At 74.1% G+C, this 21733-nt stretch carries 18 protein-coding genes; 11 read left to right on the top strand and 7 right to left on the bottom strand.

Annotation, left to right across the window (positions count from 1 at the left end; genetic code table 11):
- Positions 1 to 30: 30 nt before the first annotated feature.
- Positions 31 to 678: a TetR/AcrR family transcriptional regulator gene (locus ACFVSL_RS18050; protein ID WP_386942367.1), complete on the top strand. Its 648-nt coding sequence runs from the start codon at positions 31 to 33 to the stop codon at positions 676 to 678.
- A gap of 137 nt (positions 679 to 815) precedes the next feature.
- A complete protein-coding gene (locus ACFVSL_RS18045; RefSeq protein WP_386942366.1) occupies positions 816 to 4490 on the top strand; it encodes a TM0106 family RecB-like putative nuclease in 3675 nt (1224 codons plus the stop codon).
- Between the two features lie 63 nt (positions 4491 to 4553).
- Here the strand turns inward: ACFVSL_RS18045 and ACFVSL_RS18040 are convergent, their stop codons facing one another.
- Entirely contained in the window at positions 4554 to 5012 is a 459-nt protein-coding gene (locus ACFVSL_RS18040; protein WP_386942365.1) for a PPOX class F420-dependent oxidoreductase, read from the bottom strand.
- Between the two features lie 127 nt (positions 5013 to 5139).
- Between ACFVSL_RS18040 and ACFVSL_RS18035 the strand changes: the two genes are divergently transcribed.
- The 4 genes from ACFVSL_RS18035 (at position 5140) to ACFVSL_RS18020 (ending at position 9552) form a co-directional block, all read left to right on the top strand.
- Positions 5140 to 5412, top strand: coding sequence for a glutaredoxin family protein (locus tag ACFVSL_RS18035; RefSeq protein WP_386942364.1), 273 nt, complete (start codon positions 5140 to 5142; stop codon positions 5410 to 5412).
- A gap of 105 nt (positions 5413 to 5517) precedes the next feature.
- Entirely contained in the window at positions 5518 to 8379 is a 2862-nt protein-coding gene (locus ACFVSL_RS18030) for an AAA family ATPase (RefSeq protein ID WP_386942363.1), read from the top strand.
- A gap of 119 nt (positions 8380 to 8498) precedes the next feature.
- Positions 8499 to 8816, top strand: a complete 318-nt coding sequence (locus ACFVSL_RS18025) for a hypothetical protein (protein ID WP_386942362.1) — start codon at positions 8499 to 8501, stop codon at positions 8814 to 8816.
- Between the two features lie 202 nt (positions 8817 to 9018).
- Complete coding sequence (locus ACFVSL_RS18020) at positions 9019 to 9552, top strand: hypothetical protein (protein ID WP_386942361.1); 534 nt, start codon at positions 9019 to 9021, stop codon at positions 9550 to 9552.
- Between the two features lie 57 nt (positions 9553 to 9609).
- On the opposite strand, the gene ACFVSL_RS18015 is transcribed toward ACFVSL_RS18020, so the two are convergent.
- Entirely contained in the window at positions 9610 to 10614 is a 1005-nt protein-coding gene (locus ACFVSL_RS18015; RefSeq protein WP_386942360.1) for an LLM class F420-dependent oxidoreductase, read from the bottom strand.
- Positions 10615 to 10732: 118 nt separating this feature from the next.
- Between ACFVSL_RS18015 and ACFVSL_RS18010 the strand changes: the two genes are divergently transcribed.
- The gene (locus ACFVSL_RS18010) at positions 10733 to 11077 is read left to right on the top strand and encodes a hypothetical protein (RefSeq protein WP_386942359.1); all 345 of its coding nucleotides are present in this window, start codon (positions 10733 to 10735) and stop codon (positions 11075 to 11077) included.
- A gap of 80 nt (positions 11078 to 11157) precedes the next feature.
- Here the strand turns inward: ACFVSL_RS18010 and ACFVSL_RS18005 are convergent, their stop codons facing one another.
- Complete coding sequence (locus ACFVSL_RS18005; RefSeq protein ID WP_386942358.1) at positions 11158 to 12357, bottom strand: hypothetical protein; 1200 nt, start codon at positions 12355 to 12357, stop codon at positions 11158 to 11160.
- A 121-nt stretch (positions 12358 to 12478) separates the two neighbouring features.
- Positions 12479 to 13963, bottom strand: coding sequence for an FAD-binding protein (locus ACFVSL_RS18000; protein ID WP_386942357.1), 1485 nt, complete (start codon positions 13961 to 13963; stop codon positions 12479 to 12481).
- Between the two features lie 245 nt (positions 13964 to 14208).
- Between ACFVSL_RS18000 and ACFVSL_RS17995 the strand changes: the two genes are divergently transcribed.
- The gene (locus tag ACFVSL_RS17995; protein WP_386942356.1) at positions 14209 to 15258 is read left to right on the top strand and encodes an LLM class flavin-dependent oxidoreductase; all 1050 of its coding nucleotides are present in this window, start codon (positions 14209 to 14211) and stop codon (positions 15256 to 15258) included.
- Positions 15259 to 15315: 57 nt separating this feature from the next.
- On the opposite strand, the gene ACFVSL_RS17990 is transcribed toward ACFVSL_RS17995, so the two are convergent.
- Positions 15316 to 15732, bottom strand: a complete 417-nt coding sequence (locus tag ACFVSL_RS17990; RefSeq protein ID WP_386942355.1) for a transferase — start codon at positions 15730 to 15732, stop codon at positions 15316 to 15318.
- A gap of 187 nt (positions 15733 to 15919) precedes the next feature.
- On the opposite strand from ACFVSL_RS17990, the gene ACFVSL_RS17985 reads away from it, so the two are divergent.
- Together ACFVSL_RS17985 and ACFVSL_RS17980 are read left to right on the top strand one after the other, a co-directional pair.
- Positions 15920 to 17695, top strand: coding sequence for an ABC transporter ATP-binding protein (locus tag ACFVSL_RS17985; protein ID WP_386942354.1), 1776 nt, complete (start codon positions 15920 to 15922; stop codon positions 17693 to 17695).
- Positions 17692 to 18606 (top strand): energy-coupling factor transporter transmembrane component T family protein, encoded by a 915-nt coding sequence (locus tag ACFVSL_RS17980; RefSeq protein ID WP_386942353.1) that lies wholly within the window; start codon positions 17692 to 17694, stop codon positions 18604 to 18606. Before ACFVSL_RS17985 ends, ACFVSL_RS17980 begins: the two co-directional genes overlap by 4 nt.
- A 327-nt stretch (positions 18607 to 18933) precedes the next feature.
- On the opposite strand, the gene ACFVSL_RS17975 is transcribed toward ACFVSL_RS17980, so the two are convergent.
- On the bottom strand, positions 18934 to 19896 hold the full coding sequence (locus ACFVSL_RS17975; RefSeq protein ID WP_386942352.1) for an FKBP-type peptidyl-prolyl cis-trans isomerase: 963 nt from the start codon (positions 19894 to 19896) through the stop codon (positions 18934 to 18936).
- A 113-nt stretch (positions 19897 to 20009) separates the two neighbouring features.
- Between ACFVSL_RS17975 and ACFVSL_RS17970 the strand changes: the two genes are divergently transcribed.
- Positions 20010 to 20825: a class I SAM-dependent methyltransferase gene (locus tag ACFVSL_RS17970; RefSeq protein WP_386942351.1), complete on the top strand. Its 816-nt coding sequence runs from the start codon at positions 20010 to 20012 to the stop codon at positions 20823 to 20825.
- A 1-nt stretch (position 20826) separates the two neighbouring features.
- Here the strand turns inward: ACFVSL_RS17970 and ACFVSL_RS17965 are convergent, their stop codons facing one another.
- A complete protein-coding gene (locus ACFVSL_RS17965) occupies positions 20827 to 21696 on the bottom strand; it encodes a sulfurtransferase (protein ID WP_386942350.1) in 870 nt (289 codons plus the stop codon).
- Between the last annotated feature and the right edge of the window lie 37 nt (positions 21697 to 21733).

The following is a 21733-nucleotide window of genomic DNA, read 5'->3' as shown; positions in this document are numbered from 1 at the left end:
CTGCTGCGAGATTACCTATGATGGGTGATCATGTCAACGCCGACCCGACCCCGAGCCGCCCGCAAGTCGCCCGACGAGCGCACCCGCGACATCGTCGTGGCCGCGCGCGACCTCGCGCTCGAGGAGGGGCTCGCCGCGGTGACCCTGCGCGCCGTCGCCGCACGCGCCGGGGTCGCTCCCGCGCTCGTCGCCCACTACGTCCCGAGCATGGAATCACTCATCGCGAGCACGTTCGCGACCGTCGTCGGGTCGGAGATCGCCGAGGTCGAGACGCTCGTCGCGTCGCTCGAGGGGCCGCCCGCCCAGCTCGGCACGCTCATCCGCACCGTGCTCGACGGCACCCGCGACGACGTCACCGTGATCTGGGTCGAGGCCTGGGCGCTCGGCCGGCGCAACGAGAGCCTCGCCCGCGTCGTGCGCGAGCAGATGGATGCCTGGCAGTCGGTGCTCCAGGGCGTCATCGAGGCAGGCGTCGGGTCGGGCGACTTCGAGACGACGGATGCCTCGGGGGTGGCGTGGCAGGTGCTCGGCATGATCGACGGGCTCAACGCGCAGGCGCTCGTGCGCTGGGGCGACACCGCGCACCGCGGCGAGCTCACCCTGCACGCGGTCGAGGGGCTGCTCGGGTTGCCCCGCGGCGGGCTCGACGCGCCGGTCGCCGCGCCGCCCGTCGCGTAGCGGACGCCGCGCGCGGCGAGCCCGGCGCGATGCCCGGTGCGCGGCTTCGACCGGATGGGCCCATCGACGGGCCCGCCCCGCCGGCCCCGATGTCGGCGCCCGCAGGTACCGTGGAGGCATCCGAACGAAGGAGCCCGATGTACCTCTCGAACGGCTCCGTCGTGACCAGCGCGAGCGACCTGAAGAAGGCGAGCGACTGCGAGTTCGCCTTCCTCCGCGAGCTCGACGTGAAGCTCGGGCGCGACACGCTCTTCGCCCCGCTCGACGACCCGATGCTCCGGCGCGCCGGCGAGCTGGGCGACGTGCACGAGCTGCGGCTGCTCGAGGCGTACCGCGCCGAGTTCGGCGACGGGGTGGTCGAGATCGAGCGCCCCGACGTGCGTGACGACGAGGCGGTGGCCTCGGCGATCGCCGCGACGATCGCCGCCTTCCGGGCCGGCGCGCCCGTGGTGTTCCAGGCGACCTTCGGCGACCAGCCGGTGCCCGGGCAGGGGTTCATCGGCTTCGCCGACTTCATCGTGCGGCAGCCCGACGGCCGCTATCGCGTGCAAGACGCGAAGCTCGCACGCCGGGCGCGGGTGACGGCGCTCCTCCAGCTCGCCGCCTACGCCGAGCAGCTCCTCCGGCTCGAGGTCCCGCTCGACGACACCGTCGAACTCCTCCTCGGCGACGGCTCGGTGAGCGCCCATCGACTCGACGACATCCTGCCGGTGTACCGCGAGCGCGTCGCCCGGTTGCAGCGCGTCGTCGCCGACCGCGTCGCCGACACCCTGCCGGTCGCCTGGGGCGACCCGCGCTACGACCACGACGGGCGCTGCCCGACGTGCGAGCTCGAGGTGCAGGCGCGCCGCGACGTGCTGATGGTCGGGGGCATGCGCGTCACCCAGCGCGAGCCGCTCGCCGCCGCCGGCATCACCACGATCGACGAGCTGGCGGCCTCGACCGGCCCGGTGCCCCACGTGATGGAGGCGACCCTCGACAACCTCCGAGCGCAGGCCCGGCTGCAACTGCGTGCCGAAGCCGAACTGAGTGCCGCGACCGCATCGGGCGCGTGGCGCGAGGGCGACCCGCCGCTGCCGCCGCCCGTCGGCGTGCGCGACGCCAGGGCGATCGCTGCGATCCCCGAGCCGAGCCCGGGCGACCTGTTCTTCGACTTCGAGGGCGACCCGCTCTACACCGAGGGCGACGGCACCAGCTGGAACCTCGACTACCTGTGGGGCATGGTCGACACCGACGAGACCTTCACGGCGTTCTGGGCGCACTCCTTCGCCGAGGAGCGCGAGGCCCTGCTGCGGTTCCTCGAGCTCGTGAAGCTGCGCAGACAGGCGCACCCCGGGCTGCACATCTTCCACTACGCGAGCTACGAGCGCACCCACCTCACGGCCATCGCGGCCCGGCACGGCGTCGGCGAGGCCGAGGTCGACCAGCTGCTCGCCGACGGCGTGCTCGTCGACCTCTACCCGATCGTGAAGCGGGCCGTGCGGGTCGGCAGCCGCTCGTACTCCATCAAGAAGCTCGAGCCCCTCTACATGGGCTCCGAGCTGCGCGAGGCCGACGTGAAGTCGGGCGCCGACTCGATCACCGAGTACGTCCGCGCGAGCGAGCTGCGCGCCACCGCGCGGGCGACGGGCGACGACGCGGCCGCCGAGGAGGCGGCCCGCATCCTCGCCGATCTCGCCGACTACAACCGCTACGACTGCGTCTCGACGCTGCGCCTGCGCGACTGGCTGCTCGCCGTCGGCGCACGCGAGGGCATCCGCCCGGTCGCCGCCTCGATGCTCGCCGACCGCGCCGAGGGCAAGGTCTACGAGGCGTCGCCGCTCGCACTGCAGCTCAGGGCGATCGTGCGCGAGCGCGACGAGCTCACCGCCGCGGCCGCGGGGTCGGCGCACCTCGTCGGCGCCGAGCGGCGCGACGCCGACACCGAGGCCCTCGCGCTCGCCTCCGCGGCGATCGATTACCACGCGAGGGAGGCGAAGAGCTTCTGGTGGTCGCACTACCTCCGCTGCGACCAGCCGCTCGAGAGCTGGGAGGAGCACCGCGACGTGCTCGTCGTCGACCCGGCGCGCTCGCGCGCGGTGGGCCGGTGGTACGAGGAGCCCAGGTGGCAGAGCGCGCGCCGCGAACTGCAGCTCGGCGGTCGCGTGGCCCCGGGCTCGCGGTTCAGCGTCGGCGGCGACGTGTTCCTGCTGTACGAGTGGCCGGCGCCGTTCCCCTCGCAGTCGACCCGGCCGGGCCAGCGCGCGTGGTCGAACGCCACAGTGGTCGAGGTGACCGACGAGGGTGTGCGCGTCGAGGAGCGCGGCCAGCCCGGCATCACGTGGACGGAGCTCCCGCTCGCGATCGCGCCGGGCGCACCGCCCCGCGCCGACGCGCTGCGCGACGCGATCGCCGAGTGGGCCGCGCCGATCCCGGGGCGCATCCCCGAGCTGCCGCCCGGTGCCGCGATGGACGTGCTGCGGCGCCGGCCGCCGCGGGCGGTCGGCGGGCTCGTCCCGCTCGGCGCCGACCACGACTACGTCCCGGCGGTCGTCGAGTCGGTGCGGCGGCTCGACCGCTCGTACCTCGCGGTGCAGGGCCCTCCCGGCACCGGCAAGACCTATCTCGCGGCGCACGTGATCGCTGCGCTCGTGCGCGACCACGGCTGGCGCATCGGCGTGGTGGCCCAGTCGCACTCGGTCGTCGAGAACGTGCTCGACGCGGTCGTGAACGCGGCGGGGCTCGACGGCCGGCTCGTCGCGAAGCACCTGAAGGACGCGAGCGCCGCCGGCGGTCACGGCTTCACCGCGCTGACCACGAAAGACGGGGTCGCCGCCTTCACCGGCGACCGCCCCGGCGGCTACGTCATCGGCGGCACCGCATGGGACTTCTGCAACGTGCGGCGGGTGCCCCGCGGCTCCCTCGACCTGCTCGTCATCGACGAGGCCGGCCAGTTCTCGCTGGCGTCGACGATCGCCGTCTCGGTCTCGGCGACCCGGCTGCTGCTGCTCGGCGACCCGCAGCAGCTGCCGCAGGTGAGCCAAGCCCTGCACCCCGAGCCGGTCGACGCCTCGGCACTCGGCTGGGTGGCCGACGGCCACGACGTGCTGCCCGCCGAGTTCGGCTACTTCCTCGCCGAGAGCCGGCGCATGCACCCGGCGGTCGCGGGCCCGGTGTCGCGGCTCTCGTACGAGGGCGAGCTGCGCTCGCACCCCGTCGCCGAGCGCCGTTCGCTTGACGGCGTCGCGCCCGGCGTCACCCCGATCCCCGTCGCGCACGAGGGCAACTCGACCTACTCCCCCGAAGAGGCCGAGTCGGTCGTGCAACTCGTGCGCTCGCTCATCGGGCGCGAGTGGAGCGACGCCGCTGACTCGGCGAACGGCCCGGTCGTCGCACCGCCGCGCCCGCTCGAGCAGCGCGACCTGATCGTCGTGACGCCGTACAACGCGCAACTCGCAACCGTGCGCGAGGCGCTCGACGCGGCCGGCCTCGTCGGGGTCCCGGTCGGCACGGTCGACAAGTTCCAGGGCCAGGAGGCGGTCGTCGCGATCGTCTCGCTCGCGGCGTCCTCGGCGCATTCCGCACCGCGCGGCCTCGAGTTCCTGCTGCTGAAGAACCGGCTCAACGTCGCGATCTCGCGGGCCAAGTGGGCGGCGTACCTCGTGTACTCGCCCGGGTTGCTCGACGGGCTCCCCCACCGGGCCGAGGGCGTCGCCCAGCTCAGCGCGTTCATGCGGCTGGTCGGCGCGGAGGCGCCGCGCTCCGGCACGAGCGAAGCGCCCGCCGCCGAGTTCGACGATTCGCCGCTCGCTGCGCCGAGCCCGGCGAGCTGAGCGGCCGGCGCGCGCAACGCGCGAGGTCCCGCGGCCGCCCGCGAACGCGCGAGCGCCGCGCGGTCAGCCGCCGAAGTCGAGGCGGGTTCCGCCGAGCCGCTCCGGACGCAGCCGGATGACGACCCGGCCCTCGGCGACCGCGTCGGCGAGGAACGCGCTCGGATCGGCGGGCCGCGCGGCCTCCGGCACCATCGACAGCAGCTCCAGTCCGACCGCGTCGCCCGGCTCGACGGTGGGCGCCGAGACCTCCGCGACCCCCTCGACCGCGGCGAAGGACCAGTGGTCGTCGGCCGAGACGTGCAGGGTCGCCCGCGGGTCGCGCCTCAGGTGCGTCGCCTTCATGCGCGTGCTCGTCGTCGAGAAGCGGGCGATGCGCTCCGACGTGTCCCAGCGGTAGAGCATGGTGGCCAGGTGGGGCTGCCCGTCGCGCTTCAGCGTGGCGAGCACCCCGAAGGTCTGAGCCGCGAGCAGCTCGGATGCCTCGGTCTCGGTCAGCGGTACGGGCCCGGCGTTCTCAGTCATGTCAGGGCGAACCGGCTTCGACTCCGGCGCATTCCGCCGAGTCGCAGGATGTCCGAAAGCCGCGCCGTGGCTGCCGGCCGAGGGCCTCACGGGAATACCCCAGACCCGTAATGCGTACAGTACCTGTGTGACTTCCTCCACTGCGCAGAACCCCGACCGCATCACCATGTACGGCGCCGCCTGGTGCGGCGACTGCCGTCGCTCGAAGCGACTGCTCGACGGTCGCGGCGTCGACTACGACTACGTCGACCTCGAGGTGAACATCGAGGCCGCCGAGATCGCCAAGTCGATCTCGGGGCGCACCAACATCCCGGTCGTCGTCTTCCCCGACGGCACCCACTTCACCGAGCCCACCGACGCCGAGCTCGGCGCGAAGCTCGACGAGACGCTCGCCGCGTAGCTTCCCCTCCGCCGACTGGCCGATCCGGAGGCCTCCCTCGACTTGGGGGTAGCCGCGGGACGCGGTTCGCTCGACGCTCCGCGAGGCGCATGGAACACTGGCGGCATGCCACGCGAGGCACGTCGGCTGCACGGACGCGAGCGCGAAGTCGCCTCGATCTCGCTCGAGCTCGAGGCGGCGTTCGAGGGCTCGACGCGCGTCGTCGTGCTGCACGGAGAAGCCGGCATCGGCAAGACGGCGCTGATGGAGACGGCCGCGCAGGGGGCGTCGGCGCGCGCTCGCGTGCTGTCGGTGCGCAATCTTCCCCTCACCACGCGGATGCCGAACCTCGCCGTGCGCGCCCTGCTCTCGCAGGCCGAGAACGGCGGGCCGCAGGGCGACGGCACCCGCCCGCCGCTCCCGCTGCGTCTCGATGCGGCGATCGAGCGGCTCACCGCGGTCGCGCCCGTCGTCGTCACGGTCGACGACCTGCAGTGGGCCGATGCCGATACGCTCGATGCACTCATGTTCCTCGTGGGCGGGGCCGAGGACCGTCCGCTCGCGATCCTGGCGACCGTCCGCTCAGGTGCCGGACGCTCCGTCGACCGGTGGCGCGCCGACCTGCTTCGGCTCCCAGGTGCTCGCTCCCTGCACGTGCGACCCCTCGATCGCCTCGGGATGCACGACCTGATCGCGGCGCGGCTCGGTGCTCCGCCGCACGATGCGCTCGTCCGCGACGTCCTCGACCGCACCGGCGGCAACCCCTACCACGCGCGGCTCCTGATCGACGGCGTCGATCCGGACGCACTCGCGGCGCCGCCCGCCGCGGTGTCGTCGACGACGGGCGATCTCGGCACCGCACTGCTGCAGACCTGGGCGACGCTTCCGGAGCGGACGCGCGAGCTCACCGTGCTGCTCGCGATCCACGGGAAGCCGATCCGGGCGAGCATCCTCGCCGACCTCGATCCCGCGTGGGGCGAGGCCGTGAACGAGCTGCGCCCGGCGTTGGCGACCCACGTGCTCGACCGGGACGACGGCGGTCGCATGTGGTTCCACCACCCCCTGATCGCCGAGCTCCTCGTCGCCTCGGTGCCGGCCGAGGAGCTGCGGCGACAGCATGCGACGCTCGCCCACGGCGTCGAACAGCTCATCGAGGTCGACGGGGCGACGCCCGATCGGCTCGTCGACCTTGCGGATCACCTCGCCGCCGCAGGGGCCGCGGCCGAGTGCTTCGCCGCGAGCCGGCGCGCCGTCGACGCGCTCCGCGGTACCGATCGGGCCACGACAGCGCTGCGACTCATCCGACGCAGCGTCGAGCTGCAGGACGACGATCCGGCCATCGACGGCGACCGTCGGGCGCTGCTCCTCGACTGGGCCGAGGCGGCGTCTGCGGCGGAGTCGGATCACGACGAGTACGCCGCGGTGCAGGCCCTGCTCGGGTCGATCGGGTCCGACGAGCCGCTCGCCCGCGCCGAGCTGCTGCTGCAGCGTCGCCGGCTGGAGGTGCGTCTCGGCGGTGAGCTCAGCACCTCCGAAGCCGTCCGCGAAGCGGTCGAGCTCACCGCGCACGCTCCCGCGAGCCGGCAGTACGCGCTCGCGCTCGGCGAGCTCGCCCACGCCGAGGTCATCGCCGGCGATCCCCGCAGCGTCGCGCACGCGGCGGAGGCGCTCGAGCTCGCCAACCGTCTCGGCGACGAGGAGGCGATGGCCTACGCGCTGGCCGTCTCGGCGCAGCTCGCCGCGGCGACCCGCGATCTCCCTGCGGCCTCCCGACTCGCCGAGGAGACGTTCGCGGTCGCCCGGTCGTCCGGGCACTTCGAACCCGCGACGCTCGCCGCCGCATGGGAGGCGTACTCGATGCCCGGTTACCGTCGGGCGGCGGATCGCCTGCACGAGTGGCGCACCCGGCTCTCCGCAGCCGGTGCGCCCCGGCTCACGATCGCCTCGCTCGCCTGCATCGAGGCGGCGGGGTGGCTGACGATCGGCGTGAGCCCCGCCGTGCGCGACGCGCTGCGCATCGTCCGCTCCGAGGACGCACCGGAGTACATCGAGCTGGCGATGCGCTCGATCTCCGCCCGGTTCTCGGCGCTGCGCGGCCGCGTCGACGAGGCAGAGGCCCACCTGCAGCGGGCCCGCGAGCGGTTCCCGGACCCGCCCGCGTATGCCGCGCTCGAACAGGCCGTCGCCCAGGGGTTCACCAGCCTCGCGGCCGGCGATCCGGGCGCTGCGCTCGCGTCGCTCCTTCCGATGATCGACGAGGGGCCGGGCGGCCGCAGCTCCGAGTGGCTGGTGCCGCTCGCCGCGCGCGCCCTCGCCGACCGGGCGACGGCGGCGCGGGACGACCCCGATCTCCGGGACGACGCCGACCTCCCCGAAGTCCTCGTCGAGCTCGACGCCCTCGAAGCGGTGCACCCCCGGGTGATCCGCCGCACGATGGGGCTCTCGTACCCGTCCGATCTCGAAGCACTCGACGCCCTCTACGCCGCCGAGCTGGCGCGAGCTCGCGGGCTTCCCGAGGCCTTCGACCGCTGGGTCGATGCCGCCGACCTCGCCGCCCTGGGCGAGTTGGCGTGGGAGGAGGGCTACGCCTGTCGACGCGGCGCGGAGCAGGGTCTCATCGACGGCGGCGCTCGGCGACGCGTCGCGATCGCCCTCCTCCGCCGCGGCGCAGCGATCGCGGCGCGCACCGAGGCCGACGGGCTCGCCGACGAACTCGAGGTCCTCGCGAGGTGGGCTCGGATCCGGCTGCACCCCGACGGCACGGCGCCCGCGGCCGCGCCCGATCGCCTGGCCGGCGCGGCGCTCACCGGTCGGGAGCGCGAACTGCTGCCCTACCTCGTCGACGGGCGGACGTACGCCGAGATCGCCGAGCTGCTGACGATCAGCGAGAAGACCGTGAGCTCCCACGTCTCGAACCTCCTGCGCAAGACCGGCGCCGCCAACCGGGTCGACCTCGCCCGCATGGCGCGCGAGACGCACGAGATCTGAGGGGTTCGCGACCGCATCTGAGGGGCCGTGCCCGATGCCGCCCCCTCGGCCCCTGCCTAGCCTGTGCCCCGTACACCGCATCCTGATGCCGTGGGCATCGCGCGGGAGGGAGCACCATCATGTCGTCCGTCACCAGAGGCACCGCCGTCGCCGCCGGCGCGATGCTCCTCATCGCCCTCGCGGGCTGCGCAGGAGGTCCCGGCTCGAACGAGGCGGAACTGCACCAGGAACGCACGGGCCGGCAGTCTGCGGCTGCGGCCGCCTCGGCCGATCTGCAGGGCGAGCGCCTCGCCGCGCAGGCCGCAGCGCAGGCCGGCGCCGCGGAGACGGGCACGAACGCCGCCGCGATGCAGGGCGCGCGCCTGGCCGAGTACGCCGAGACGCTCGCCGGCTCGGGCGGCGCCTCGTGGGCCGAGCATCGCGGCATCGAGGACTGAAGGCCGCCGCAGACGAGGGGCCGCGCCGAGCCCGGTCGGGGCCGAGCTCCGGATCGATGCCGGGCCTCCCGCCGCCGCCGTGGGCACGCGTCGGGATTCCGTGAGGAATCGCCGCTCCACCGCGCGGATCGCGTAACAAACGCGCGCGCGGCCGCGAGTCGGCGTAGAACGGATGCATGCCCTCGACCGCCCGGCGCCCCGCGTGACGCTCACCCGTCTGCTGCCGACGCTGCGGCGCTCGATCCCCGATCCGATCGCGCCCGAGCGCTGGCCGGCGGGCACCCGCGTCACCACGACCGACGTCATCGTCGGCGGCTTCTCGATGACGCGACTCGCGGAGCGCGACGGCACCCCGCTCGCGCACCTCGCCCCGACGCCGACCCCGACGGGCGGGCACGGCGAGCGCGTGCGGCACCGCGGGGTCGCGGTCGCGACGGTGCGCGGGATCTCGGACGCCGACGGTCTGCCGCTGGTCGCGATCGACGGGGGCAACGGCCCGCTTCGCCCCGACTGGGCGGAGGCTCGCCTGATCGGCCGCGTCTCGGTCGCGAAGACGGTGACGGTGGCGGTCGGGTTCGCAGCCGGCGGAGGCCATGCCCTCGCCCGGATCGAGCTGCCCGGAGACCTCGCGGTCGGCGACCTCATCGCGGTGCCGATCGAGGCGGACCGCGTCACGATCCGCTTCGCCCGGCCGACCGACGCGGCTCGGCGCGCAGAGCCCGCCCTGCACGGCTGAACGCACCGCCGCACCGGTCGGCGGGGTCAGCACGGCGCGCCGAACCGGCCCGCGGCGTCAGCGCAGCGCCGGAACGACCTCGGTCGCGAACAGCTCGAGCCCGGATCGGTCGTACGCCGCCTCGGGCGCGTAGAGGATCGCGTAGTCGAGCCCGACCGTGCGCCGCTCCTCGAGCTTGGCCACGACCTCGTCGGGAGTGCCGACGAGCGCACCGGCCGCGGCGTGGAAGTAGTTGTCCATGAACTTCGCCGCCCCCTCGGCGCCGAGGTGCGGCTCGACCCGCGCCTCGATGCGGGCGAGGCGCGCCTCGACGTCGGCCGTCGACGAGCCGATGACGGTGTTGAAGTTCATCGAGCGGGTGATCTCCGAGGCATCCCGGCCGATCGCCTCGCAGTGCCCGCGCAGCACCTCGCCCTTGTGGGCGAACTCCTCGAGCGTGCCGGTGAAGTTCGTGTACGCGGCGTACTTCGCCGCGATCTTGAGCGTGACCTGCTCGCCGCCGCCCGCGATCCAGAAGGGAATGCCGCCCTCCTGGAGCGGCTGGGGCTGCACGATCGCCCCGTCGACCTGGTAGAAGCGGCCGTCGAGCGTCGCCTGCCCCGTCGTCCAGGCCTGGCGCATGATCTCGACGCCCTCGCGCAGCATGCCGAGACGCTCGGGGATCGAGGGGAAGCCGTAGCCGTACGCCTCCCACTCGTGCTCGTACCAGCCGCCGCCGATGCCCATCTCGACGCGCCCGCCCGAGACGAGGTCGGCGGTCGCCGCGACCTTCGCCAGGTAGGCGGGGTTGCGGTAGCCCATGCAGGTGCACATCTGGCCGAGCCGCACGCGGGAGGTCGAGGCGGCGAAGGCCGCCATGAGGGTCCACGCCTCGTGGGTCGCCTCGGTCGGCGACGGCACCGGGGTGGTGTGGAAGTGGTCGTAGACCCAGATCGACTCGAACGGCGACTCGGCCGCATCGGCGAACTCGGCGAGGCCGCGCATGACCGCCCACTGCTCGGCGGGATCGATGCCGACGAGGTCGTAACGCCAGCCCTGGGGAACGAACATTCCGAAACGCATGGGCAACAGCCTAGAAGAGCGCGAGGAGGATGCCTGCCAGTTCCCACTCCGTACGGCGCACCTCGTTTCAGCGTCAGCACTGAGGACGATGCGAGGGCCCGGGCGTAGCTTCGGCCGAATGAACGGTCAGCTCCACTGCGATTTCGCCGTCGCCGATTTCGACGCGACCGTCGTCGAGACCTGCGACGCACGCCTCATCCGCGTCACCGGCCACGGGCTCGCCCCGTCGACCGGCTGGCAGCTCGAACTCGTCGCCGCCAACCCCGGCGTCGTGCCGCACCCCGAGAGCCTCTGGCTCGAGATCCGCGAGACCCCGCCGGCCGAGCCGCGCCCGCGTGTGCTCTCCGAAGTGCCCGTCGAGGCCATCATCGAGGACTCGCACGCCCGCGAGATCATCGTGCGCTTCCGCTGGCGGGAGGGATTCCGCCTGCCGCTGCGCGAACGGGTGCCCTCGTTCCGCTGACGCCTCCGCTGCTTCTGCAGGAGCAGCAGCAGCACGGATGCCACGGGGCTCGCCCCGTGGCATCCGTGCTGCGATGAACGCTAGGCGAGCGCGAAGCGGAGCTCGGCCATCGCCGGGCCCGCCCACACCGTGCCGTCGAGGTCGTCGCTGCGCACCGTGACGACCTTGCCGCCCTTCGAGATGACGAGCAGCGCGAGCTGCGGCAGCAGGTCGCCTGCCCGGGTGCCGTCGTCGAGCGTCGCGCCCGAGCCGTGGTCGCTGGCGAACTCGATGGCGCCCGACTCGTGGTCGAGGGTGCCGTTCACCGTCGTGGTGAAGTCGAACCACAGGGTCTCGACCGCGCCGTCGGCGGCCTCGCGGCCGATCGCGGCGAGGTCGCGCTCGACCCGGCCAGCGGTGCCCTCGGTGAGGTCGCGCAGGGCCTGCTCGGCCTCGTGCACGTTGAGCTTCGCGAGCTGCTGGCGCAGGGCCTCGTCGACCTCGGCCGGGCCGAGCCGGTCGGGCGAGCCGGGCACCGCGATGACGCGGCGCGAGTTTCGGGTGTTCGCGAGGAACAGGCTCAGCAGCGGCTCGGCGGCGAACACGAACACCGGTACGCGCTCGTCGGGGTCGCGGGCGAGGAGTTCGCGACGCGCGATCTCGATGACGCGCTTCGAGTACTGGTCGAGCAGGGTCTTGCGGCCCTCGTCGCCCATCAGGCGGCTCGCTCCCCCCTGGCTCGAGGTGCCGCGGTTGGCGCCGCGCGGCCGGTCTTCGTTGGGTTCGCGGTTCGTGGCCTCGTCGAGGTTGGCCGCGCCCGACTGGTCGACCTCGAGCTTGGCGGCCCGGTCGGTCGGCGTCGCGTGCCACAGCGACCACTCGTGCGCCGAGAGCGTCAGCGCGAACGCCTCCTGGTCTTGGCTGGGCGCCCGCAGCAGCTGCCCGAGCGTGAAGTGCGAGCCGACGTGCCACGCGTCGTCGAGCCGGTTCGGCAGCACGAACACCTCGCTGAAGCCGGGTGCGACGAAGATCGCCATCGACCGGGCGAGGCCGCCCCAGAGGCGCTGGTCGCCGATGATCGCGTCGCGCTCGGCGCGGAGCGCCGCGACCTCGGCCGAGGAGGCGCCGTCGGCGCGAACCCGCTCGATGGCCTCGTCGAAGGCGCTGCGGGCGGCGACCTCGGAGCGCTCGCGCTCGCTCACGACCGGCGAGGTCGAGAGGTAGACGGTGATCGCGGGGTGATGCGCACCCGCGAGGGCCGCGAAATCGGCAGTGGTGGGCAATTCGTAGTGGACGGTCATTCGTATCCTCCCCCGAGATCGCGCGACGACGATGTCGCTCGCTCTCCAGCCTATGAAGGCCGGAGCGCGAGCGACACCCCCCACGCGAGATCCACGGGTCGAGAACCCGGCGACCGCGCGGTCACCCCACGGGGTGGTTGGAGCGGATGACCCGGGTCGGGTCGATCGCCCGCTTGAGCGCGCGCAGGCGCGCGAGCCGTCCGCCGAAGAACTGCACGGCGTCGCGGCGCTGCTCGGCGAAGTTGAGGTACTCCTCGGGTGCACGCCACGGCTCGATCTGCGAGAACAGGCGGCCGAGCGAACGCGCGATCGCCTCGTCGGCGCCGGGCATCGCCATGGCGCCGGCGAACACGAGGTAGTTCGCCTCGAAGCCAGCGGTGGCGCCCGGCACCGGCAGTCCGAGCTCGGCCGAGCGCTGCACGGCAGCATCGGGCTCGACCGCGCCGCCGAGGTGGCGGATCTCGGTCGTGAACAGCGCGGTGCCCGACCCGGCGCCGACGGCGCCGACGAAGGCGCGCACGGCGGCCGGCGGCAGTTCGCGCAGCATCATGCCGTCGCCGCGACCGGGCACGGGTCCGGGCGGGTCCATGTGCAGGGCCAGCAGCTCGGCGGGCGACTGCGGGTGCACGGTGTCGAGCTCGGGCTCGAGCGCGCGCAGCGGGGCCAGCAGTTCGTCGGCCTTCGCCGGCGAGTCGAGCACGACGGCCTCGACGATCACGACCGAACGGCCGGAGAGGAAGGGCGGCAGCTCGGGCAGCGGCGGCAGGTGCATGATGCGTACCACGCTCTGCACGGCGTCGGGCACGGTGCTCGTCCAGTCGGCCCAGGCTGCGGCGACCTCGTCGGCGCGCTCGACCGGCCAGAGCAGCATGCCCGCGACCACCTCGGTGATCGGGAACAGGCGGAACTCGAGCGCCGTGACGACGCCGAAGTCGCCGCCGCCGCCGCGCACCGCCCAGAACAGCTCGGCGTCGTGCTCCTCGTCGACGCGGCGGAGCCGGCCGTCGGCGGTCACGATCTCGACGGCGAGCACCTGGTTGGCGGCGAGGCCGTGCGTGCGGGCGAGCCAGCTGACGCCGCCGCCGAGGGTGTAGCCGACCACGCCGACGTCGTGCGACGAACCGGCGAGCGCGGCGAGGCCGTGCGGCGCGGCGGCGGCGACCACGTCGCCCCAGAGCGCGCCGGCCTCGACGCGGGCGACCCGGCGGTCGGCGTCGATCTCGACGCCGCGCAGCTCGTGGGTGCGCAGCAGGATCGCGTCGGCGAGCCCGTTGTCGGCCGCGAGGGGTCCGGCGTTGTGACCGGTGCCCTGCGGGGCGACGGCGAGTCCGTAGCGGGCGCCGAATGCGACGGTGCGCACGAGGTCCTCGGTCGATCGGGCCGTGACGACGACCGCGGGGCGCTGGTCGACGTCGAGGTTCCAGGCGGTGCGGGCGGCGTCCCAGTCGGGATCGCCCGAGAGGTGCACGCGGCCGGCGAGCTGCTCGTCGAGCAGGGCGAGGGCCTCGCGGAGCGAGAGGGTGGCGATGTCGGGCACGGGCTCCTGGAGCGCGAGGTCGGCCACCGCGGCGTCGGCCACGGCGGCGGAGGGCACAGGGGTGTTCACGGGTGGTTCCTTTCAGGTTGATGCTCGCGGGCCGGTTGCCTCGGTTCGTGAACCGGCCCGGCGGCCGCATCGATGGATGCAGCACTCGCGACGAGAACCCATCCAACGACGCGGAGAAGCCCCGGTCACCCGTGCCATCCCTCCGATCCGCTCAGGGGTATCCCTGCCACGGTCTCGATGCGCTTCGCTGCTCGACCGCCGAGCAGAACGGAATACCGGATGCCCCGTGGAGGTTGCCGAAGAGGATGAACATCTCGCCGCGCCTGTCCGTACTCGACCTCGTCCCGGTTCGGAGCGATCAGACGAGCCGAGGTGCCGTCGCGGCATCCGTTCGCCTGGCGCAGCTCGCCGACCGGCTCGGATTCACCCGCTACTGGTTCGCCGAGCACCACAACATGCCGGCCGTCGCCTCGACGACGCCACCCGTGCTGATCGCGTCGATCGCGGCGCAGACCGAGCGCATCCGTGTGGGATCGGGCGGCGTGATGCTGCCGAACCACGCACCGCTCGTCGTCGCCGAGCAGTTCGCGGCGCTCGAGGCGCTCGCCCCCGGCCGCATCGACCTCGGCATCGGGCGCGCACCGGGCAGCGACCCGGTCATCACGCAACTGCTGCGCATCTCTGGGCCGACGGCGGAGGTCGACCGCTTCCCCGACCACCTCGCCGACATCCTCTCGCTGCTCTCGCCCGACGGCGCGACGCTGCGCCTCACGAGCGGGCGCGAGTACCCCATCACCGCGACGCCCGCCGCGTCGGACGTGCCGCCGCTCTGGCTGCTCGGCTCGAGCGACTACTCGGCGAAGCTCGCCGCAGAGCTCGGCCTGCCGTACGTCTTCGCGAATCACTTCTCGGGCCAGGGGCTCGAGCGCGCGCTCGAGCTCTACCGCACGGGGTACCGCCCGAGCGAGGCGCACCCCGAGCCCGAGACCTTCCTCACCGTGAACGCGTCGGTCGCGCCGACACTCGACGAGGCCCGCGCGCGGGCCCTGCCGCAGCTGCGCTCGATGGCGCGGCTGCAGCTCGGCCGGCCGATGCGGCCCCTCGAGACGATCGACGAGGCGCAGGCGGCGGCGGCCGATTCGCAGGCTGCGGAGCTCATCACCGCGATGGAACGGCGCTGGGTGATCGCGGATGCCGCTGGCGCGGCCGCCGAGCTCCGGACGCTCGCCGCACGCCACGGCATCGACGAGGTCATGGTGGCGCCCATCGCCGGCTCGTACGCCGCGGAGCCGCTCGACCGCACGCCGGGTCGCGAGCAGACGCTCGAGCTGCTGGCGGGAGCGCTCGCCGGCTAGCGCATGCGAACGGAGGCCCGGGCCGCTCTCGCGGTCGGGCCTCCGGGTGCGGCCGGCTCAGGCCGCGAGGCCGAGCCGGCGCAGGTCCTCCGTCGAGGCGCGGTACTCGTCGCCGTCGGCGATGGTCGTCTCGCGGGGCACGCGCGCCCCGTTCTGCACCTTCGCGCCGCTGCCGATGGTGGCGTACGGCCCGATGACGGCGTTGCGACCGACCACGGCGCGCCGCCCGACGTGGGCGTTCACGCCGATCACGGCGCGTTCGGCGACGATCGCGTCGCCCTCGATCCAGCCGCCCGGGCCGATCTGGGCGCCGCGTTGCACTTCGGCGCCGGGATCGACGTAGGCCGTCGGGTCGACGAACGCGCTCGGGTCGACCTTCGCAGTGGTGGCGACGAGGCCACGACCGTTCGCGTGCTTGCGGTAGCGACGCAGGATCCCGGCTTCGTCCTCGAACTCGACATAGCTGATGCCCACGTTCTCCTCCTTCCGGCGTGGCGCCTCCACGCCCGAACATAGACACAACATCCGCGCTGACCGGGGTATTCCCGCGCTCGGACGCCGCGGGAGCCGAAGAACGGCCGGTGGCGAGATTAGGCTGTCCTAAGCCCCGCGGATGCCGCGCCGCGCGGCGCCGTCCGACCGCCCCCGACCCAGGCCAGGCATGCGCATTCCGCCCATCATCGAGCTCGACCGCGTGAGCATCCGCCACGACGGCGCGGCCCGGCCGACCCCGGCCGAGGTGTCGTTCGCGGTGGCGCCGGGCGAGGTCGTGCTGATCCTCGGTCCGAGCGGGTGCGGCAAGTCGACCCTGGCGCTGGCGCTCGACGGCCTCGTGCCGCACGCCGTGCCCGCCGAGCTCGACGGCACCGTGCGGGTCGCGGGCCTCGACAGCCGCGACCACCCGGTCGGGGTGCTGAGCGAGCACGTGGCGATGGTCTTCCAGGACCCCGACGCGCAGATCGTCACGGGCACCGTGCTCGACGAGGTGTGCTTCGCGCCCGAGAACCGGCTCGTCGAGGCATCCGAGGTGCTCGCCCGTGCCGAACGCGCACTGAAGCTCGTCGGGCTCTGGGACCGTCGCACCGAGAACCCCGACCGCCTCTCGGGCGGCGGGCGGCAGCGGCTCGCCATCGCGTGCGCGCTCGCGATGGCGGCACCCGTGCTCGTGCTCGACGAGCCCACCGCGAATCTCGATCCAGCCGGCATCGACGAGGTCTACGCCGTGCTGCGCGAGCTCGCCGACGACGACGATCACGCGATCGTGCTCGTCGAGCACAACCTCGACGCGGCCGTCGACCTCGTCGACCGGGTCATCGTGCTCGACGCCTCGGGGCGGCTCGTCATCGACGGCCCCGCCCGCGAGACGCTGCGCGAGCGCGCCGACGAGCTCGCCGAGCTCGGCGTCTGGCTGCCGGTCTCGACGCTCGCGGCGATGCGCCTGCGCGATGCCGGCGTGCCGATCGGGCCGCTGCCGCTCACCCCGGCCGAGCTCGCGACGGCGCTCGACGCCCTGCCGGGCCTGCCCCCTCCGCTCAGCGACTCCTCCCCCGTGCGTTCGACGGCGCTCGCGCCGACCCCGTCGCTCGCGACCGGCACGGGCGGCGTCGCCGCGCAGGCCGACCCCGTGATCCGAGCGCGCGGGCTCTCGGTGCGGCGCGGTGGGCGACGCGGGCCGGTCGTCGTTCACGACGTCGACCTCGAGGTCGCCGCGGGCGAGTTCCTCGCGATCGTCGGCACGAACGGCGCCGGCAAGACCTCGATGCTGCAGGCGCTCGCCGGCGTCGTCGAGGCGCCGCGCGGCAGCGTCGAGGTGCTCGGCCTCGACCCCGCCCGCGCCGACGCCCGCGAGCGGTCGCGGCGGGTGGGCTTCGTCTTCCAGAACCCCGAGCACCAGTTCATCGCGGGCTCCGTGCGCGAGGAGCTCGAGCAGGGACTCCGGCTGCAGGGCCTCGACGACGCCGAGGTGACCGCGTCGTGCGATCGGATGCTCCGCCGCTTCGGCCTCGACGAGCTCGCCGAGCAGCACCCGTTCCTGCTCTCGGGCGGGCAGAAGCGCCGGCTCTCGGTGGGCACGGCGCTCGTGGCCGGCGCCCCGGTGCTCGCCCTCGACGAGCCCACGTTCGGGCAGGACCGCGCCCGCGCCGCCGAGCTGCTCGACATGCTCCGCGGGCTCAACGACGAGGGCACTACGGTGCTCGTCGTGACGCACGACCTGCAGCTCGTCGCCGACTACGCGACCCGGCTCGCGGTCATGGAGGGCGGGCGGCTCCTCGGCGTCGGCCCGACGGCCGAGGTGCTCGCCGGGCCGCTGATCGAGCAGGCGGGGCTCCGGCATCCGCCGCTCGCCCGCGCGACGCGCGGACTCGAACACCACCCCGAGTGGCGCGCCGTGACCCGCATGTCGCAGCTCCCGGTCGCCGCCGGAGGGGCGCGATGAGCGGCAGGACCGGCGCGACCCCGCCCCCGGGCGACGCGAGCTCCGTTCCGGCCGACGCGACCTCCGTCCCGGCCGACGCGAGCTCCGTCCCGGCCGACGCGACCGCGCCCACCGCCGCGTTCCGACCCGGCGTTGCGCCCCGGCGCGGACCGCTCGCGACGCTGAACCCGCTCGCGAAGCTCGCCGCCCCCCTGCCCGCGATGCTCGTCGTCGTGTTCAGCCGCGACCCGCTGCTGCCCCTGGCGTTCATCGTGCTCTCGCTGCTCGTGCTGCTCGTCGGCGCCCGGCTCCCCGGCCGGGTCGTCGCGGCGCTCCTCATCGGCACGCCGCTCGCCGCGGTCGTGCTGGGGTTCAGCTTCGGCGTGTGGGTCGACCCGGCGAGCCTCTCGGGCCCCGCGACCTCCACCGTGCTCTTCTCGATCGGCGACTGGAGCTTCACGCTCGCCGCCTACGCGGTCGGGTTCACGACGGGGCTGCGCATCATCGCGGTCCTGATGCTCTCGCTCATGGCCGGCCTGACGTCGACCGGGCCCGAGTTCGTGCGCGCGGCGGTGCAGAACCTGCGGGTGCCCTACCGCATCGGCTACACCGCGCTCGCGGCGCTGCGCTTCGTGCCCCGCTTCGGGCACGAGCTCGAGATCATCAGGGCGGCGCACCGGGTGCGCGGCACCGTGCGCGGCCGCGGGCCGATCGCGGCCGTCCGCCGGGGGCTCGGCACGGCGGTGCCGCTGCTCGCCTCGGCGATCCGGCACGCCGAGCGCGTCGCCCTCGCCATGGATGCCCGCGCCTTCGGCGCCCACCCCACCCGGACCGAGCGGTACGAAAGCCCGTGGCGACTGCGAGACACGCTCTTCGTCGCGGGCTTCCTCGTCGCGAGCGCGGTCATCGTCTGGGCGACCTGGGGCCGCTGAGCGCCGATCGGCGTCGCCGCGCGGGTGCCGGTGCGGGCGCCGGTGCCGGCGCCGGTGCGGGCGCGCGACGCCGATGCGCGAGTCGCAGGAGCGCTCACGCGACACGCCGCCGCCCGGCGCGCAGACGGGCGTCCGTTCCTACGACTCGTCACCTCGCCGCGCGGGTCGCAGACGCCGATGCGCGAGTCGCAGGAGCACTCACCCGACACGCCGCCGCCCGGCGCGCAGACGGGCGTCCGTTCCTACGACTCGTCACCTCGCCGCGGGTCGCAGACGCACGAAGGGCCGGATGCCCGTGGCATCCGGCCCTTCTCGATCACTGCGCGACTACGCCGCGGGCGCGGTGTCCTCGATCTCGACGAGGAACACGAGCGTCTGTCCGCCGAGGTCGTGCGCGGCGGGGTCGGTGCCGTACGCGTACTCGGGCGGGATCACGACGATGAGCTTGGTGCCGACCTTCTGGCCGACGAGCGCCGCGCCGAAGCCCTGGATCACGCCGTCGGTCGTGAACGTCGAGGGCTCGCCGCGGGTGTAGCTCTGGTCGAAGACCTCGCCGCTGTCCCAGCTGATGCCCTGGTACTGCACGGTCACGCTGTCGCCCTCGCCGACGGTGTCGCCGTCGCCCTCTTCGAGCACCTTCATCTGCAGCTCGGTCGGTGCGTCGACCTTCGGCAGGGTGACGACGGGGGCCTCGCCCTCGGCGCCGAACTTCACCTCGGGCACGTTCTCGGTCCACTCGGCGGGCTTCAGCGGCTGCTGCACCTCGACGACGTCGACGACGACCACGACGTCCTCGTCGGCCGCGAGGCCGATGGTCTCGTTGCCCTGGCCGTCGTAGAGCGCGGCGGCGGGCGCCACGGTCACGGTGCGCGAGCCGAGCGGCACGCAGTCGATGCCGGCGCGGAACGCGTCGAACACGGTCTCGTCGCCGACGGTGATCTGGGCGGGCTGCGAGAGCAGCTGCTCGCCCGAGGTGCCCGAGTAGAGCGAGACGACGGCGTTGATCTTCTGGCCGGCCTCGGTCGTGTCGCCGTCGCCCTCGATGGCGATCGTGCGCTGGAGCTCGTCGGTCTCGAGCGGTGCGGTGAAGGTCGCGGTCGACGCTCCGGGGAACTCGCCCTCGACCTTCACGCCGTCGCTGAGCGCGCCGGACTCGACGTCCATGCAGTCGGCGGTGGCGGCAGGGGTCTCGGATGCCTCGGGGTCGCCGCCGCTCGCGCAACCGGCGAGGAGCAGGGCGGCCGCGGTGGCGAGCGCGAGGGGCGCGCCACGGCGCAGGGCACGGTTCATGGGGGTGACTCGATTCGATCGGAGGACGTGATGCGGTGCACCCAGTCTGCACCGTTCGGCTTTCGATTGCCTGAATCCCGCGAATCCGGCCGATCAGGGGCGAGAATGGGCCCATGGGGGAGACGACGAACGAGCCTGATTTCGTCGGGGGGTTCACGGCGGCCGCCGCGTCCTACGCCGAACTCGACGAGGCGGTCTGGAATCCGATCTCGACGGCGACGGTGGCCAGGTCGAGGCCGATGTTCGACGAGCTGGTGCTCGACGCGTGCTCGGGCGACGGGGCCTCGGCGTTGCCGACGGCCGAGCTCGTCGGGCCCGGCGGCGTCGTCGACGCGGTCGACCTGACGGCCGGGCTCGTCGACATCGCCCGCGAGCGCGCCGGCGACCGGCTGCCGCAGCTCCGGCTGCACGTCGCCGACGTCACGACGTGGGAGCCGACGGGCTACGACCTCGTGCAGTGCGTGCTCGGGGTGCTCTTCTTCGACGACCTCGACGCGGGTACCCGCCACCTGGTGGAGCGGGCGAAGCCGGGCGGACGCATGGCGGTCACGGTGTGGGCGCGCGGCGCGCTCGAGCCGGTGCCCGAGGTGCTCGCGACGGCCCTGCCCGCCGATCTCGCGCTGCGGCTGCAGGGCGGCTCCGCGTCGCCCAGCATCAGCGACGTCGACACGCCCGGCACGCTCGCGCAGTGGCTCACGGGGCTCGGCCTCGTGCGGGTGCGCGCCGAGATCGTGCGACGCCACCTCGACCTCGACGAGGGGCTGGCGTGGTCGCTCGTGACGGGCACGGGCCTGCGCGCGTTCCTCGTCGGACTCGACGACGACGAGCTCAAGGCCGTTCGCGGGCGGTATCTCGCGGGCCTCGCGGAGCGCGAGGTGACGTCGATCGACCTGACGACCCTCGTCGCCGTGGGGTTCAGGGCCGACTGAGTCAGGCCTCGGGCCCGGTCGCCACGGGGCGTCCGTCCTCGCGCGACCACTGGCTCCAGGAGCCCGGGTAGAGCGCCGCGTCGATGCCGGCGATCGCGAGCGCCGCGACGGCGTGCGCCGCGGTGACGCCCGACCCGCAGTACGCGCCGACGGCGACGCCGGGCACGGCGCCGAGCTCGGCGAAGCGCTCGCGCAGCTCGTCGGCCGGCAGGAACCGGCCGCCCGCATCGAGGTTGCCGCCGCTCGGGGCGGAGCGCGCGCCGGGGATGTGGCCCGCGCGGGGGTCGATCGGCTCCACCTCGCCGCGGTAGCGCTCGGCGGCGCGCGCGTCGAGCAGCACTCCCCCGTCGGGCAGCGCGGCGGCCCCGTCGGCGTCGAGCACCGGCATGGCGCCGAAGTGCGCGGTCGCGTCGCCCGGCCCGGGCGAGACCCGTCCGGTGTCGAGCGGATGCCCCGCCGCCCGCCACGCTGCGTTCGCACCGTCGAGCATCCGCACGTCGGCGACGCCCGCGTGGCGCAGCAGCCACCAGGCGCGCGCGGCCGACTGGTTGCCGAGGTCGTCGGTGACGACGACGGTGTCGCCGTCGCGGAGTCCCCAGCGGCGCATCGCCGCGGTGAGCGACGGCTCGGTCGGCAGCGGATGCCGCCCCTCGCCGACCACGTCGTGATCGGCGAGCTCGTGGTCGAGGTCGACGTACACGGCGCCGGGGATGTGCCCGGCGAGATACGCCTCGGTGCCGTCGGGAGCGGCGAGCGACCAGCGGACGTCGAGCACCACGGTGCGCGTGCCGGGCTGGGCCCCCCGCTCGGCGGCGTCGCGCTCGGCTGCGAGGCGCTCGAGGAGTTCGTCGGGCTGGATCAGGATCGGCATCCCTCCATCCTGCAGGAGATTCGGCACGCGGCATCCC

This window comes from Agromyces sp. NPDC058064 (assembly GCF_042885275.1).
Lineage (GTDB): Bacteria > Actinomycetota > Actinomycetes > Actinomycetales > Microbacteriaceae > Agromyces.
Note: the sequence above shows the minus strand (reverse complement) of the source record. Positions and strands in the feature narration are given on the sequence as shown.

Bases quoted from the DNA above. Each gene is read 5' to 3' on its own strand.
- ACFVSL_RS18050 (WP_386942367.1), top strand. From the start codon at position 31: ATGTCAACGCCGACCCGACCCCGAGCCGCCCGCAAGTCGCCCGACGAG.
- ACFVSL_RS18045 (WP_386942366.1), top strand. From the start codon at position 816: ATGTACCTCTCGAACGGCTCCGTCGTGACCAGCGCGAGCGACCTGAAG.
- ACFVSL_RS18040 (WP_386942365.1), bottom strand. From the start codon at position 5,012: ATGACTGAGAACGCCGGGCCCGTACCGCTGACCGAGACCGAGGCATCC.
- ACFVSL_RS18030 (WP_386942363.1), top strand. From the start codon at position 5,518: ATGCCACGCGAGGCACGTCGGCTGCACGGACGCGAGCGCGAAGTCGCC.
- ACFVSL_RS18025 (WP_386942362.1), top strand. From the start codon at position 8,499: ATGTCGTCCGTCACCAGAGGCACCGCCGTCGCCGCCGGCGCGATGCTC.
- ACFVSL_RS18015 (WP_386942360.1), bottom strand. From the start codon at position 10,614: ATGCGTTTCGGAATGTTCGTTCCCCAGGGCTGGCGTTACGACCTCGTC.
- ACFVSL_RS18010 (WP_386942359.1), top strand. From the start codon at position 10,733: ATGAACGGTCAGCTCCACTGCGATTTCGCCGTCGCCGATTTCGACGCG.
- ACFVSL_RS18005 (WP_386942358.1), bottom strand. From the start codon at position 12,357: ATGACCGTCCACTACGAATTGCCCACCACTGCCGATTTCGCGGCCCTC.
- ACFVSL_RS17995 (WP_386942356.1), top strand. From the start codon at position 14,209: ATGAACATCTCGCCGCGCCTGTCCGTACTCGACCTCGTCCCGGTTCGG.
- ACFVSL_RS17985 (WP_386942354.1), top strand. From the start codon at position 15,920: ATGCGCATTCCGCCCATCATCGAGCTCGACCGCGTGAGCATCCGCCAC.
- ACFVSL_RS17980 (WP_386942353.1), top strand. From the start codon at position 17,692: ATGAGCGGCAGGACCGGCGCGACCCCGCCCCCGGGCGACGCGAGCTCC.
- ACFVSL_RS17975 (WP_386942352.1), bottom strand. From the start codon at position 19,896: ATGAACCGTGCCCTGCGCCGTGGCGCGCCCCTCGCGCTCGCCACCGCG.
- ACFVSL_RS17970 (WP_386942351.1), top strand. From the start codon at position 20,010: ATGGGGGAGACGACGAACGAGCCTGATTTCGTCGGGGGGTTCACGGCG.
- ACFVSL_RS17965 (WP_386942350.1), bottom strand. From the start codon at position 21,696: ATGCCGATCCTGATCCAGCCCGACGAACTCCTCGAGCGCCTCGCAGCC.